The organism is Maribacter aurantiacus, from assembly GCF_005780245.1.
GTDB lineage: Bacteria > Bacteroidota > Bacteroidia > Flavobacteriales > Flavobacteriaceae > Maribacter > Maribacter flavus.
The window spans coordinates 415,522-429,528 of the sequence record NZ_VBUK01000002.1; the positions used below are offsets into that span (position 1 = coordinate 415,522).

The 14,007-nt window shown below is 40.4% G+C and carries 14 protein-coding genes; 8 read left to right on the forward strand and 6 right to left on the reverse strand.

Going from position 1 to position 14,007, the window contains the following annotated elements:
• Positions 1 to 60 precede the first annotated feature (60 nt).
• Positions 61 to 648 carry an outer membrane beta-barrel protein gene (locus tag FEK29_RS06960; RefSeq protein WP_138257694.1) on the reverse strand — a complete coding sequence of 196 codons (588 nt, stop codon included), beginning with the start codon at positions 646 to 648 and terminating at the stop codon, positions 61 to 63.
• Between the two features lie 237 nt (positions 649 to 885).
• On the opposite strand from FEK29_RS06960, the gene tgt reads away from it, so the two are divergent.
• The 6 genes from tgt (at position 886) to FEK29_RS06990 (ending at position 8,186) form a co-directional block, all read left to right on the forward strand.
• Positions 886 to 2,016: a tRNA guanosine(34) transglycosylase Tgt gene (gene tgt / locus FEK29_RS06965; RefSeq protein ID WP_138257695.1), complete on the forward strand. Its 1,131-nt coding sequence runs from the start codon at positions 886 to 888 to the stop codon at positions 2,014 to 2,016.
• A complete protein-coding gene (locus FEK29_RS06970; protein WP_138257696.1) occupies positions 2,016 to 3,098 on the forward strand; it encodes an LptF/LptG family permease in 1,083 nt (360 codons plus the stop codon). The genes tgt and FEK29_RS06970 overlap by 1 nt, the downstream gene beginning before the upstream one ends.
• Positions 3,085 to 4,041, forward strand: coding sequence for a DMT family transporter (locus FEK29_RS06975; RefSeq protein ID WP_138257697.1), 957 nt, complete (start codon positions 3,085 to 3,087; stop codon positions 4,039 to 4,041). The genes FEK29_RS06970 and FEK29_RS06975 overlap by 14 nt, the downstream gene beginning before the upstream one ends.
• A gap of 89 nt (positions 4,042 to 4,130) precedes the next feature.
• A complete protein-coding gene (locus tag FEK29_RS06980; protein ID WP_138257698.1) occupies positions 4,131 to 5,084 on the forward strand; it encodes an acetyl-CoA carboxylase carboxyltransferase subunit alpha in 954 nt (317 codons plus the stop codon).
• A gap of 166 nt (positions 5,085 to 5,250) precedes the next feature.
• Positions 5,251 to 6,801 carry a replicative DNA helicase gene (gene dnaB / locus FEK29_RS06985; RefSeq protein ID WP_138257699.1) on the forward strand — a complete coding sequence of 517 codons (1,551 nt, stop codon included), beginning with the start codon at positions 5,251 to 5,253 and terminating at the stop codon, positions 6,799 to 6,801.
• Between the two features lie 122 nt (positions 6,802 to 6,923).
• A complete protein-coding gene (locus FEK29_RS06990; RefSeq protein WP_138257700.1) occupies positions 6,924 to 8,186 on the forward strand; it encodes an asparagine synthetase B in 1,263 nt (420 codons plus the stop codon).
• 219 nt (positions 8,187 to 8,405) lie between these two features.
• Here the strand turns inward: FEK29_RS06990 and FEK29_RS06995 are convergent, their stop codons facing one another.
• Positions 8,406 to 9,221, reverse strand: a complete 816-nt coding sequence (locus tag FEK29_RS06995; protein WP_138257701.1) for an HAD family hydrolase — start codon at positions 9,219 to 9,221, stop codon at positions 8,406 to 8,408.
• 88 nt (positions 9,222 to 9,309) lie between these two features.
• Here FEK29_RS06995 and FEK29_RS07000 point away from each other — a divergent pair, with 88 nt between their 5' ends.
• Entirely contained in the window at positions 9,310 to 9,732 is a 423-nt protein-coding gene (locus FEK29_RS07000; protein ID WP_138257702.1) for a secondary thiamine-phosphate synthase enzyme YjbQ, read from the forward strand.
• 27 nt (positions 9,733 to 9,759) lie between these two features.
• Positions 9,760 to 10,029 carry an EF-hand domain-containing protein gene (locus tag FEK29_RS07005; protein WP_138257703.1) on the forward strand — a complete coding sequence of 90 codons (270 nt, stop codon included), beginning with the start codon at positions 9,760 to 9,762 and terminating at the stop codon, positions 10,027 to 10,029.
• 65 nt (positions 10,030 to 10,094) lie between these two features.
• On the opposite strand, the gene rplT is transcribed toward FEK29_RS07005, so the two are convergent.
• From rplT to thrS, 4 genes are all read right to left on the reverse strand, one after another.
• On the reverse strand, positions 10,095 to 10,439 hold the full coding sequence (gene rplT, locus FEK29_RS07010; RefSeq protein WP_138257704.1) for a 50S ribosomal protein L20: 345 nt from the start codon (positions 10,437 to 10,439) through the stop codon (positions 10,095 to 10,097).
• Positions 10,440 to 10,582: 143 nt separating this feature from the next.
• A complete protein-coding gene (gene rpmI / locus FEK29_RS07015; RefSeq protein WP_099543236.1) occupies positions 10,583 to 10,780 on the reverse strand; it encodes a 50S ribosomal protein L35 in 198 nt (65 codons plus the stop codon).
• 156 nt (positions 10,781 to 10,936) lie between these two features.
• The gene (gene infC / locus FEK29_RS07020; RefSeq protein ID WP_394347770.1) at positions 10,937 to 11,491 is read right to left on the reverse strand and encodes a translation initiation factor IF-3; all 555 of its coding nucleotides are present in this window, start codon (positions 11,489 to 11,491) and stop codon (positions 10,937 to 10,939) included.
• 24 nt (positions 11,492 to 11,515) lie between these two features.
• Entirely contained in the window at positions 11,516 to 13,462 is a 1,947-nt protein-coding gene (gene thrS, locus FEK29_RS07025) for a threonine--tRNA ligase (RefSeq protein ID WP_138257706.1), read from the reverse strand.
• Positions 13,463 to 14,007 lie beyond the last annotated feature (545 nt).

The window sequence follows — 14,007 nt, forward strand, 5'->3', positions numbered from 1 at the left end:
TGCAAAAATAAAAAAAGGCTTACAGTACCCTGGAAGCCTTTTTTATGGGAAATATTCCCGCTAAATCTTTAGGGATAAGCTCAAAATAAGCTGGTCCGGTCTGGTGTCGATACGATCATTTATGGAGATACCACCATTCGTATTAATGAAATTCACTTCGTTTTCGCTAAAACCACGCTCATATCTTAAATCGATTCCCAACTTACCCAAGTTGACCCCCGCACCTATATTTAGACCTACGGAAAAATCGTTTTCCACATCGCCTAAAGTGACGCCATCAAAGTCGGTGTTCAAAATATATTGGAATGCTGGTCCGGCAAATAAATTTAGTGGACCAATGACATTAACACCTAAGAGGACGGGTGCATCCAATTTTTTCATTTTAAAATCTCCGTCATCATATCCGGACGTTATACTAGTATAAACCAATTCTGGTCTTACATATATTTTTCCTCCCAATTTCCCGAAGATACCCAAATGGTAGCCCAGGTTTTTATCCGGATTTTCAAAAGCATCCGCTGTAGAATCAAAATAGTTTCCATTTCCTGCGTAGTTTAAACCTCCCTTAATTCCAAATCCAGAACCGCTTTGTGCCATCGCGGTCAGACCGGTCAAAAGCATCACAGTAAGAAAAAGTGTTTTTTTCATAATAGTTTTATTTTATTGAAACATTCGTATCAAGAACAATACCGATCGTTTCCTTTCTCGTTATACCATCAGAACGGAGGGTAAAGTTCTTTTATTGTTTGGCGAAGTTAGGAGAGGTTTGGTTTTTCCGTGGTCGCATCGAGAAGTAAGATTAACTTGATAACTAAAACCTTCTTTGGTTTTTCTTAAGTTTTGGAGCCAAGGAGTTCATTATCTTTGCATCTTTATTTGAGCATATTGAAATTTACACTACACAAAACGGATGTCCAAAGTAAGGCACGGGCAGGTACCTTGGTTACCGATCATGGTACAATCGAAACCCCCATCTTCATGCCTGTGGGTACGGTAGCGTCCGTTAAGGGAGTACATCAGAAGGAGTTGAGAGAGGAGATAAATCCGGATATAATTCTTGGGAATACCTATCACTTGTTCCTAAGGCCGAAGACCGATATTCTCCAGAAAGCGGGCGGACTTCACAAATTTATGGGATGGGACCGAAATATATTGACCGATAGCGGGGGCTATCAGGTGTATTCATTATCGGGAAACCGAAAAATAAAGGAAGAAGGGGTAAAGTTCAAATCCCACATAGATGGTTCAATGCAAATGTTCACTCCGGAAAACGTAATGGAAATCCAACGGGTCATTGGGGCCGATATCATAATGGCTTTTGACGAGTGCACACCCTATCCCTGTGATTACAATTATGCAAAACGGTCCATGCACATGACCCACAGGTGGTTGGACCGATGTATCGCCCATTTGGAAAAGACCCCCTTTGTCTACGATTATTCCCAGAGCTTTTTCCCCATCGTACAGGGTTCTACCTATAAGGACTTGCGTAGACAATCCGCGGAATATATAGCCAACGCAGGTGCGGAGGGAAATGCAATTGGCGGACTTTCCGTTGGTGAGCCGGCCGAGGAAATGTATGGTATGACCGAAGTGGTCTGCGAAATCCTTCCAGAGGACAAACCCAGATATCTCATGGGAGTGGGAACGCCCATCAATATTTTGGAAAATATTGCTTTGGGCATTGATATGTTCGATTGTGTAATGCCCACAAGAAATGCCAGAAATGGCATGCTTTTTACGGCCCACGGTACCATCAACATAAAGAACAAAAAGTGGGAAGACGATTTTTCCCCCATAGACGAAATGGGAACTACTTTTGTGGATAGGGAATATTCCAAGGCCTATTTGCGGCATTTGTTCGTGGCCAACGAATATTTGGGAAAACAGATCGCCACGATCCACAATTTAGGATTTTACCTCTGGTTGGTACGCGAGGCTAGAAAGCATATTTTGGAGGGCGATTTTTATAGCTGGAAAAATAATATGGTGAAACAAATGGACAAGAGACTATAGTGCTTTCGATCATAGATAAATACATATTAAAACGATACTTGGCAACCTTCGCCATGATGTTGCTTCTATTCATACCCATAGGCATAATGGTAAATTTGGCGGAACAGATCGGGAAGATGATAGACAATGAGGCGCCGTTGAATGAAATACTGATGTATTATCTAAATTTCACCATTTACATAGGCAGTCTACTTTTTCCTATTTTCCTATTTTTATCTGTCATTTTTTTTACCTCCAAACTGGCCAATAATACGGAAATCGTTGCCATTCTTAGCTCCGGGGTATCCTATGGCAGGTTCTTACGACCTTATTTGATTGGGGCCACTATCATAGCCATAATCATGTTCTTTATGACCATGTTCATCGTTCCGCAGGCCAGTATCGGGTTCAATGAATTCAAGTTCAAATACTTGAAACGCGGCAAGCAGGATAGGATTACCAACAATATATTTAACCAACTCAACGAAACGGACTTCATTTACGTAAGTAGTTTTGATCCGGCCAGGCAGCTGGGGCATAATTTTACCTATGAAAGGTTCAACGAGGACAATAAGCTGGATTTCAAGATATCAGCAGTGAATATACGTTGGGTGGAAAAGGATAGCAATTATCGGCTGACTTCCTATGTGAAACGGAAAATGGTGGGGGATTCCGCCATCTTGGAGAGCAAACGTCGCTTGGATACCCTATTTACGTTTAAAATCGATGATTTAACTCCGGTTTCCTACGTTGCCGAAACCAAAAACCTCTTTGAACTGGACCAATTTATTGCCGACCAGAAAAGAAAGGGAGCTTCCAATATCAACACCTATATTTTGGTCAAATACAAACGATGGGCCTTGCCGTTGACGGCGTTTATTCTCACCATCATTGCGGTGGCCGTTTCTTCTGTAAAAAGAAGGGGAGGCATGGGGGTAAACTTGGCCTTTGGAATTTTGGTCGCCTTTGTGTTCATCTTCTTTGACAAGGTGTTTGGAACCCTTGCGGAGCAGTCCGGCTTCTCGCCCTTATTGGCGGTTATTATTCCCAACGTACTCTTTGGGCTTTTGGCCCTTTATCTGCTGCAAAATGCCAAGAGATAGGATACGCAACCTGCTCCATTTGCACTTCATTGTTTTTATATGGGGATTTACCGCAATTTTGGGGAAATTGATTTCCATTGATTCTCTACCCTTGGTTTGGTACCGAATGCTTTTGGCATCCGTATTTATACTGATATATATAAGGTTGGTTCGCCTTGATTTGAAAGTGGACAAAAAATCCCTAGGTTGGCTGATTTTTGGGGGTATCGTGGTGGCCGCCCATTGGTTCACCTTTTTTTATGCCATAAAAATTTCAACGGTATCCGTGGCATTGGCCATGATGTCCACGGGGGCCTTTTTTACCGCATTGATGGAACCTTTCATTTTTAATCGAAAAGTGATAGGATATGAAGTGTTTTTTGGGATTTTGGTCATTATCGGGCTTATATTGATTTTTAGGGTGGAGTCCTCCTATACCTACGGGATGTTGGTCGCATTAAGTTCCGCCTTTTTGGCGGCCGTATTTTCTTTGGTCAACGGAACGTTGGTAAAAAAGCATAGGCCCTCGGTCATTTCCTTCTATGAACTGGGTATAGGGGTGTTGTTCCTTTCCATTATTTTGGGTGTTAAAGGAAGTTATTCGTCGGATTTCTTTTATTTAAGTCCAATGGATTGGGTGTATCTTTTCGTTTTGGCATTGATATGTACGGCCTACGCTTTTATTGCCTCCATTAAGATTATGCGGGTTTTGACACCGTACACCGTAATGTTGACGACCAACTTGGAACCTGTTTATGGAATCTTATTGGCATGGTTCATTTTTGGTTCGGAAGAAAAAATGAATCCCTTTTTTTACCTAGGGGCGTTGCTTATTTTAAGCACGGTCATCCTAAACGGGATTTTAAAAAATAAGGCAAGCATTAAGAAACTCGCCTCGGAAAAATCGAGGAAGAGCGTACTTAAAACAAAAGTTGGAAGAAGGGGTACGTCGGCAGGCCAATAAATCGCAACCATTGCGTAAGTGACAGTGGCCAGATTACCTTTTAAAGTTTTATCTTTGCCTACGCAACTAACGAAATCTTATTGAAAACTATGGAGTATCTGGATTTTGAACTTCCAATCAAGGAGCTGGAAGAGCAATTGGACAAGTGTATGATCATTGGTGAGGAAAGCGATGTGGATGTATCCGAAACCTGTAAACAGATTGAGAAGAAATTAGACGAAACCAGAAAGGAAATCTACAAAAACCTTACTCCCTGGCAACGCGTTCAATTATCGAGACATCCAAATAGACCTTATACTTTAGACTATATACGGGCCATTTGCGGCGACACCTTCCTTGAACTGCACGGAGATCGTAATGTAAAGGACGATAAGGCCATGATAGGCGGATTAGGTAAAATTGGTGATCAGAGCTACATGTTCATCGGGCAACAAAAAGGCTATAATACCAAGACAAGACAATACAGAAACTTTGGTATGGCCAATCCGGAAGGGTACAGAAAAGCCTTGCGATTGATGAAGTCTGCCGAAAAATTCGGCATACCCGTAGTTACCTTGATAGATACTCCAGGAGCGTATCCCGGTATTGAGGCCGAGGAACGGGGGCAAGGAGAGGCGATAGCTAGGAATATTTTGGAAATGACCCGGTTGCAGGTTCCCATCATCGTTGCAATCATAGGAGAAGGAGCTTCGGGCGGAGCCTTGGGAATCGGAGTAGGAGACAAGGTTTTGATGTTGGAGAACACCTGGTACTCTGTAATATCCCCAGAATCGTGTTCTTCCATTCTTTGGAGAAGTTGGGAATACAAGGAAAGGGCGGCTGAGGCCTTGAAGTTGACCGCTAGCGATATGAAGAAATTGAAATTGATAGATGAAATTGTAAAGGAACCCGCTGGGGGCGCGCATACCAACAGGGAAAAGACTTTTGAAATCCTGAAGAATAAAATTGCCTCCCATTATGAGGAACTACAAAAGTTATCACCAAAGGAATTGGTGAAACAACGGATGGAAAAATATGCGAACATGGGTGTTTTTAATGGATAAACGACCATTTTAACAGCGTAGCATTAAACCGAAGAATTTCATCTTCGGTTTTTTTATGTTATCAACATAAAATTGTATTTTATTAACAGGCAAATGTTAGTTAACTGTGAACATTGGTTTTGCCTCAATTAAAGTTAACTAAAGGTTAATTGTATATTTTCGCACTATGGAGAACACACAACCTTTTGTTGGTCGTAAGATTGACAAATCTACGATTATTAGCCTCGAAAGAGGAAAAATACCACCACAAGCAGTTGATTTAGAGGAAGTTGTGCTTGGTGCAATGATGATTGACAAAAAAGGGGTCGATGAAGTTATTGACATCCTTCACCCAGATGTGTTCTATAAGGATGCCCACAGATTTATTTACGAGGCCATCTTCGTTTTGTTCGAGGAATCCCAACCTGTGGATTTATTAACCGTTTCGGCACAATTGAAGAAGGCCGGTAAATTGGAGGCCGTTGGAGGTGATTTTTACTTGATCAAATTGACCCAAAAGGTAGCATCATCGGCGCATATTGAATTCCATGCCCGTATCATTCTTCAAAAATATATTCAGCGTAGCCTCATTAAAATTTCCAACGAAATTATTGAGGATGCCTACGATGAAAGTACGGACGTTTTTGACCTTCTTGATAATGCCGAAGCGAAATTGTACGACGTTACCCAAGGGAATTTAAAGCGATCGGCAGAAACCGCCCAGAATTTGGTAATCCAGGCCAAGAAGAAAATCGAGGAAATTGCCAATAGGGAAGGTTTGAGCGGAATTCCTTCAGGTTTTGATAAGTTGGACAAATTGACTTCCGGTTGGCAGCCCAGTGATTTGATCATAGTAGCGGCACGACCTGGTATGGGTAAAACGGCATTGACTTTGTCCATGGCCCGGAATATGGCGGTCAATTCCAATACGCCAGTAGCTTTTTTCTCCTTGGAAATGTCATCGGTACAGTTGATTACGAGGTTGATTTCCTCTGAGACGGGGTTGTCCTCTGAAAAGTTAAGGACCGGAAAATTGGAAAAGCATGAATGGGAGCAATTGAACGTAAAGGTAAAAACATTGGAAAAAGCGCCATTGTTCATTGATGACACCCCTTCATTGTCCATTTTTGACCTGCGCGCAAAAGCAAGGCGTTTGGCTTCTCAGCATGGCATTAAGATGATCATGATAGATTATTTGCAATTGATGACCGCTGGAGGTAGTCAAAAAGGGGGTAACAGGGAGCAGGAAATTTCAACGATTTCGAGGAACCTAAAGGCCTTGGCAAAGGAACTGAATGTTCCCGTGATTGCACTTTCACAGCTTTCCAGGGCCGTTGAGACCAGGGGAGGTAGTAAGCGACCTATTCTTTCAGATTTGAGGGAATCAGGTGCTATTGAGCAAGATGCGGATATCGTTTCCTTTATATACCGACCTGAATATTATAAAATAGAGGAGTGGGACGATGAGGAACGCACCCCAACCCAAGGCCAAGCAGAATTCATTGTGGCCAAGCACAGGAACGGAGGGCTGGACAACATCAGGCTTAAATTTATTGGTAGCCAAGGTAAGTTCGATAATTTGGACGATTTCGATTCGCCCTTCGAGTTCCAGTCCAAAATGAACGATAATGAGGAGAACCCTTTCACTACAAAGAACCTTCCAAGTGCGGACGATGCCTTTGGTAGTTCCATGAATCAAGGAACGGGTATAGATGATGATGACGATGTGCCATTTTAAAGTTCAGGGTACTAAAAGGTATCTGTCCAAACACTTTATTTTTAAAATCTTTAACGCTCCTGAAAACTTAGGAGCGTTTTTTTTCGTTTATTTTTGAGAGAAGGCCAATTGAATTATGAGGTATGCATAGAATTTTTTTTTTACTGGTTTTATTTTTAATCACTCATCTTGGGTATGCCTCTTCCATTTTGATACCCATGGATGCGGACACCCAAAAGAACCATTTAAAAGCCTATGGAATAACGTATTGGGTACTTTCCAAGCAGCAAAAAGTGCAATGGTTGCTCAATTATAGGGGCGGCTCCTTTTTGTTGCCCGATGGTGAGCTTATACGCAAGGAGTGCCAGATTAGGGGCGTTTCTTTTGAAATACTTTCGGATGATCAGGCAAATTCCATTCTGGATGAAATAAGCAGTCCTTCCAAAAATCAGGATGCCGTAATATTGGAAAAAGCTCCCAAAATTGCGGTGTATTCTCCCAAAGAGAACCAGCCTTGGGACGATGCGGTTACCATGGCCCTTACCTATGCGGAAATACCCTACGTAACCGTATATGATGAAGAGGTTTTGGACGATAAGCTCGCCTTATACGATTGGCTGCATTTGCATCATGAGGATTTCACAGGGCAATATGGTAAATTCTATGGTGCCTACAGGGCTACCCCGTGGTATATTGAAGGTAAGAAGGAGGCGGAGAAGTTGGCCCGTAAATTGGGATTTGATAAGGTTTCCGATGAAAAGTTGGCAGTTGCCCTTAAAATTAGGAATTACGTAATTGGTGGAGGTTTTATGTTCGCCATGTGCTCCGCAACTGATAGTTTTGACATCGCCCTTGCAGCCGATGGTGTGGATATTTGTGAGCCTATGTTCGATGGCGATCCATCGGATCCTAATTATCAGGCGAGTTTGGATTTTGATAAGACTTTCGCCTTTACGGACTTTACCTTGGAAAGAAATCCGGTTAAATATGAGTTTTCGTCCATTGATATGACCTCAAAAAGGGGGAATGTTCCCAAGGAGCAGGACTACTTTTCCTTGATGGATTTTTCCGCCAAATGGGATGCCGTACCTACTATGCTATGTCAGAACCATACTTCCTTGGTAAAGGGTTTCATGGGCCAGACCACCGCCTTTAATCGGTCTGAAATCAAACCAACGGTCCTGGTACTTGGGGAGAACAAGTTGAACGGGGAGGCCCGCTACATCCATGGCATTAAAGGAAAAGGTTTTTTTACGTTTTACGGGGGTCATGACCCGGAGGATTACCAGCATAGGGTAGGGGACCCAAAAACGGAACTGGAGCTACATCCAACCTCACCGGGTTATCGATTGATTTTGAACAATGTCCTCTTCCCCGCTGCACGAAAGAAAAAGCAGAAAACCTGATAAGTTCAAATACAAGCTCAAATACAAATACAAGTTTAAGTGCAAAATGAAACACAGTAAGAACCAGTAATTCATGCTGAGCAGGCGAAATATATAGTACTGGGCTGCTCGTCGGTTTCGAACAACGATAAGCGAGCAACGAAAAGTGATTATCAAGCAAGCACTAAACCACTATTTCGCTAACACACTAATTCACCCTTTCACTTTTCCGTGCAACCCCTAATGCATTTCCCTGCACCTTTCTGTGAGTAACTGTTCCAAAACAATTTCCACCCCCATTTCATCATTACTGCGAGTGCTATATTTAGCGGCCTTTTTTACATTGGGATGGGCATTTTCCATAGCAAAACTAAATTCAGAAAGCGCCAACATTTCCAAATCATTGTTGTAGTCGCCAAACACCATAATTTCGTCCGGTTGTATGCTGTAACGTTCCATCACATTTTCAAGAGCGAAACCCTTGTGGGCGTTTGGACTCGATATATCCACCCAATTTTCCCCGGATATTTTCACTTTCAGTATATCCTCAAAATGCTTTACATGTGGATAAATATGTTGTTCTGAACTCTCAAAATGATAGATAGCGATTTTTATGATTTCCGAGTCAACAATTGTCAGCTCTTCCAAGATATCGAACTCGGTATAATATTCCTTTAGTTTTTGTACAAAGGCATCGGATTCCCCGGAAATGTAGGCCATATGCTTTCCACAAAGTACGGGATGCGTATTGGGAACTTCTTTAAGCGTTTTAAGGACTTCCAAGATATAATCGCTATTCAAAGGAGTAGAAATTATTTCTCTTTCCTTTTGTTTGGCAAAACCGCCATTCTCGGCAATGATAATGATATCGTCCTTAATGGGATAAAGCTTCTCCACGATGCTGTTGTATTGTCGGCCACTGGCGGCAACAAAAAGAATCCCTTTGGATCTTAATCCTTCAAATAGTTTGAAAAATCGATTGCTTATCTGGTGATTGGAATTCAATAGGGTTCCGTCCATATCGGTAACCACCATCCGTATCTTAGATAAATCCATAATTTTTAGTAAGGAACAAAGATATTTCAATGTTATCTATTTAATGGACAAAGTGTAAAGTTTTACCTTTATTTAATAAGAATTTAGCATGCATTGGTTTCAGAAGGAGTTCAAATTACCCTCCTATCCTAGAGGGTTTCATTTAATTACGGATTTGGTATTGGATAATTGTCCCGAAATACAAAATATTGAGAAAGGATTGTGCCATATTTTTATAAAACATACCTCCGCAAGCTTGACGATTAACGAGAACGCCGACCCAACTGTAAGGACCGATTTTGAAAGTCATTTGAATAAAATAGTGCCCGAAAATGCACCATATTACATACATACCTATGAAGGTCCCGATGATATGCCGGCCCATATTAAAGCTTCCTTGATGGGGGCATCTGTACAAGTTCCCATTTCAAACGGGCGTTTAAATCTGGGAATTTGGCAGGGGATATACCTTTGTGAGCATAGGAACCGTGCTTTGGGTAGAAAGTTGGTCGTCACCATTTTTGGGATATAAATACAAATTCTTAAAAAATAAAATAGTATGACCACCGAAGAATCAATTTTAAATAAAATCCAGATTTTAATAACCAACCATTTCGAGACACCTCAGAAGGCTTTTGAATTTTTTGATACTGATAGTGATGGAAAACTTACCAAAGGAGAGATTGTCCAATTATTAAAGGATGCAGAGATAAGTGGTTTTTTAAGGGGTATCGTATCAACCAAACTAATAGAAGGATACGATAAAAATGGGGATGATCTTATAGATTGGGAAGAATTTAAGGCTGCCATTGCCAAGATTAAACCTTGATATCTAAAATGAAAAAATCCGACCCTTTTGAAGGTCGGATTTTCTTAAGTGAGATTTGTTTTGACTTATTTTACCTGCTCTACAATTGCTTTAAAGGCATCGGGGTGATTCATTGCCAAATCGGCTAGAACTTTTCTGTTGAGCTCTATGCCATTGGCTTTGATTTTTCCCATGAATTGAGAATAGGACATTCCATGTTGTCTGGCACCGGCATTGATACGGGTAATCCACAAAGAACGGAATGTTCTTTTTTTGTTTTTACGGTCTCTGTAAGCATATAACATTGCTTTTTCAACCGCATTTTTGGCTACTGTCCAAACATTTTTACGTCTTCCAAAGTAACCTTTGGCTTGCTTCATAACCTTTTTTCTTCTGGCTCTGGAAGCGACTGCATTTACTGATCTTGGCATTTCTTCTTGTTTTTTGTAGTAGGCGATTAAATAGTTATCCGTAGTATGTCAAGGTTTTTCTAGAGGCTCTTAACTTTTAACTTTAACTTTTAACTCTTTTTGATTGGCCTAACTCCATGGTTAATAATTCTACCTTTGAACTTTTACTTTAGTCGTAATTGTTCTTTAATACTGTTGACATCATTTGGGTGTACCAATGTGTCATGTGTCAACGCGAGCTTACGTTTTTTAGATTTCTTCGTAAGAATATGGCTCTTAAACGCATGCTTTCTTTTAATTTTACCGGTACCCGTAAGCTTGAAACGCTTTTTGGCACTGGATTTTGTTTTTTGTTTAGGCATTTTCTCCTATTTATTTAATTAATCTCACTTACTACGCTCCATTTGTAAAACCCTGAGCGGAGCAGAAGGGTCACTTTCATGTCAAACGCTACCAGTTTTATAACTAATAGCGTTTCTTATTATAATGCATCGTTTTTTCTAAAAGAACGATAATCCTTATTTCTTTGTTTTTGGAGCGATGAACATTGTCATTCGCTTACCTTCCAATTTTGGCATCTGTTCCACTTTTCCAAACTCTTCCAACTCGGAAGCTAATTTTAATAGTAGAATTTCACCTTGGTCCTTATAAACTATGGAACGGCCTTTAAAAAAAACATAGGCTTTCAATTTTGCTCCATCTTTCAGGAATTTTTCCGCATGTTTCTTTTTAAACTCGTAGTCATGGTCATCCGTATTTGGACCAAACCTTATTTCCTTTACAACAACTTTTGAGGCTTTGGCCTTCATGGCCTTCTCTCTTTTTTTCTGTTCGTAAAGGAATTTCTTATAATCGATTATCTTACAAACAGGTGGATCCGCCTTGGGTGAAATTTCAACTAAATCCAATTCGAGTTCTTTAGAAATGTCCAAAGCTTTTCTTATCGGATATACACCAACTTCTACATTATCACCAACTAATCTTACTTCTGGAGCAAGAATTTTTTCATTAATATTATGAGGGTTTTTATTTTCCCTTCTTGGTTGAGGCCTGAATCTTTTACGTATTGCTATGACTTATTCTTTTTTAATTAAACATTACTCTTTAAACGACTTTAAGGTACTATTTATTTCTGTAGATACCAAGTCACAAAAATTTTCGATAGATGTAGCTCCTAAATCCTCGCCTCCGTGCCTTCTAACGGAAACCGTATTGGAGCTTTCATCGTTTTCGCCAACGATAAGCATAAATGGAATCTTTTTCATTTCTGCCTCACGTATCTTTTTGCCAACAGTTTCGTTTCTGTTGTCAATAAGGCCGCGAATTTCGTTATTTTCTAGCGATTTTAAAACTTTTTCAGCATATTTTTCGTGTTTCTCGCTAACAGGCAAAACAATAGCTTGATCGGGGATTAACCACAACGGAAAATTACCCCCTGTATGTTCCAGCAATAAGGCGATGAATCGCTCCATACTACCAAATGGAGCACGGTGAATCATTACCGGTCTATGCATTTCGTTGTCACTACCCTTATAGGTTAGCTCAAATCGTTCCGGTAAATTATAATCTACCTGTATCGTGCCCAATTGCCAATGCCTGCCAAGGGCGTCCTTCACCATAAAATCTAATTTTGGACCATAAAAGGCAGCTTCTCCACTTTCAATAACATAGTCGAGTCCCTTTTCCTTGGCGGCGTTTATAATGGCTTGTTCGGCTTTTTCCCAATTCTCTACGGAGCCTATATATTTTTCGGGATTTTCCAAATCCCTAACGGATACTTGAGCAGTGAAATCATCAAAACCTAATGTGCCTAACACATATAGTGATAAATCGATTACCTCCTTGAACTCTTGGTCTAGCTGGTCTGGGGTGCAAAAAATATGGGCATCATCTTGGGTAAAACCTCGAACTCTTGTAAGTCCGTGCAATTCACCACTTTGCTCATATCTATATACGGTTCCAAATTCCGCATATCTTTTGGGTAATTCTTTGTAGCTAAAAGGACGTGTATTATAAATTTCGCAATGGTGGGGACAATTCATGGGTTTCAATAGAAACTCTTCGTCCTCCTTGGGAGTGCGTATGGGTTGAAAACTATCTTCGCCATATTTAGCATAATGCCCAGAAGTAACATAAAGTTCCTTTTGACCAATATGCGGGGTAACGACCATTTCATAACCCGCTTTCTTTTGGGCCTTTTTTAGGAATTGTTCGAGTCTCTCCCGAAGTGCTGCACCTTTAGGTAACCATAAAGGAAGTCCTTGGCCAACTTTCTGGGAAAAAGTAAAAAGCTCCAACTCTTTCCCCAATTTTCTATGGTCTCTCTTTTTGGCTTCTTCCAATAGTTCCAAATATTCAGTAAGGTCTTTCTGTTTTGGAAAGGAAATACCATAGACCCTGGTCAACTGGGGCTTGTTTTCGTCACCTCTCCAATAAGCACCCGCTACACTTAATATTTTTATAGCTTTGACTATACCGGTATTGGGGATATGCCCACCACGGCATAAGTCGGTGAAGGTATCATGGTCGCAAAAGGTAATGGAGCCATCTTCCAAGTTTTCAATCAATTCCACCTTATATTCGTTCCCTTGTTCTTTATAGAATTTTAAAGCATCGGATTTTGACACGTCTCTCATTTCAAAATCGTGCTTTCCTCTAGCTATTTCAAGGGCCTTTTGTTCTATTGTTGGAAAGTCTTTTTCGGATATATTGCCTTCGGGCAAATCAACATCGTAATAAAACCCATTTTCTATTGCTGGTCCAATCGTTAGTTTGACTCCAGGATATAATTCCTCCAGAGCTTGGGCCACGATATGCGAAGTAGAGTGCCAGAAAGCCTTTTTACCTTCTTTATCGTTCCAAGTATATAAAGTGAGAGATCCGTTTTTGGTTAAGGGAGTAGAACATTCAACGGTGGTATCATTGAATTTTGCGGAAATTACGTTCCTTGCGAGTCCTTCACTGATGCTTTTTGCCACTTCCATTGGGGTGGCACCCTTTTCAAATTCCTTAATGGAGCCATCTGGCAAGGTAATCTCTATCATAATCTGGTTTTATACGGGCAGCAAAGATAATATGTTGTGGTTATGCCCACAATAGTACTTTATATAATGTTTCAATGCTACTAATTGATCTTTGCAATTTCACTAAAAGTAAGTTAAGAGCAGAGGTTGCACTTCCTTATAGTATATGCCGGCTGTAAACATTCTTGTTTTTTATTGCTTCGAATCGATTTTTTAATTAAATTCAATGCCCTTTTTCTTTTAAAATTCACAAGTATCTCATTTCAAGATTGTTGTGTGTTTAGGGGTAAAAAAGTTTAAAAAAGCTGCATTTTTTTCTTTGTTATTTAAAAAACAGGCTTACATTTGCAGCCCGTTAATCGAGCAGGATTTTTCAAGCAAGATTAATGAGATTAAAGTGCAAAACGTTCATTGTTTTTTTGTTTTTTCTGATGGTTTGAAAAAAATATTTTTTTCTTTTTAAAAAAGTTGTCAGGTAAAAAAACAGTTGTATATTTGCACCCGCTTAGTGAGGCACTGGGCGATGACGGGGTCGGGGGGCCGGCCTAGTTACAGAATTGTTCATT

Bases quoted from the DNA above. Each gene is read 5' to 3' on its own strand.
- FEK29_RS06960 (WP_138257694.1), bottom strand. From the start codon at position 648: ATGAAAAAAACACTTTTTCTTACTGTGATGCTTTTGACCGGTCTGACC.
- FEK29_RS06975 (WP_138257697.1), top strand. From the start codon at position 3,085: ATGCCAAGAGATAGGATACGCAACCTGCTCCATTTGCACTTCATTGTT.
- FEK29_RS06980 (WP_138257698.1), top strand. From the start codon at position 4,131: ATGGAGTATCTGGATTTTGAACTTCCAATCAAGGAGCTGGAAGAGCAA.
- dnaB (WP_138257699.1), top strand. From the start codon at position 5,251: ATGGAGAACACACAACCTTTTGTTGGTCGTAAGATTGACAAATCTACG.
- FEK29_RS06990 (WP_138257700.1), top strand. From the start codon at position 6,924: ATGCATAGAATTTTTTTTTTACTGGTTTTATTTTTAATCACTCATCTT.
- FEK29_RS06995 (WP_138257701.1), bottom strand. From the start codon at position 9,221: ATGGATTTATCTAAGATACGGATGGTGGTTACCGATATGGACGGAACC.
- FEK29_RS07000 (WP_138257702.1), top strand. From the start codon at position 9,310: ATGCATTGGTTTCAGAAGGAGTTCAAATTACCCTCCTATCCTAGAGGG.
- FEK29_RS07005 (WP_138257703.1), top strand. From the start codon at position 9,760: ATGACCACCGAAGAATCAATTTTAAATAAAATCCAGATTTTAATAACC.
- rplT (WP_138257704.1), bottom strand. From the start codon at position 10,439: ATGCCAAGATCAGTAAATGCAGTCGCTTCCAGAGCCAGAAGAAAAAAG.
- rpmI (WP_099543236.1), bottom strand. From the start codon at position 10,780: ATGCCTAAACAAAAAACAAAATCCAGTGCCAAAAAGCGTTTCAAGCTT.
- thrS (WP_138257706.1), bottom strand. From the start codon at position 13,462: ATGATAGAGATTACCTTGCCAGATGGCTCCATTAAGGAATTTGAAAAG.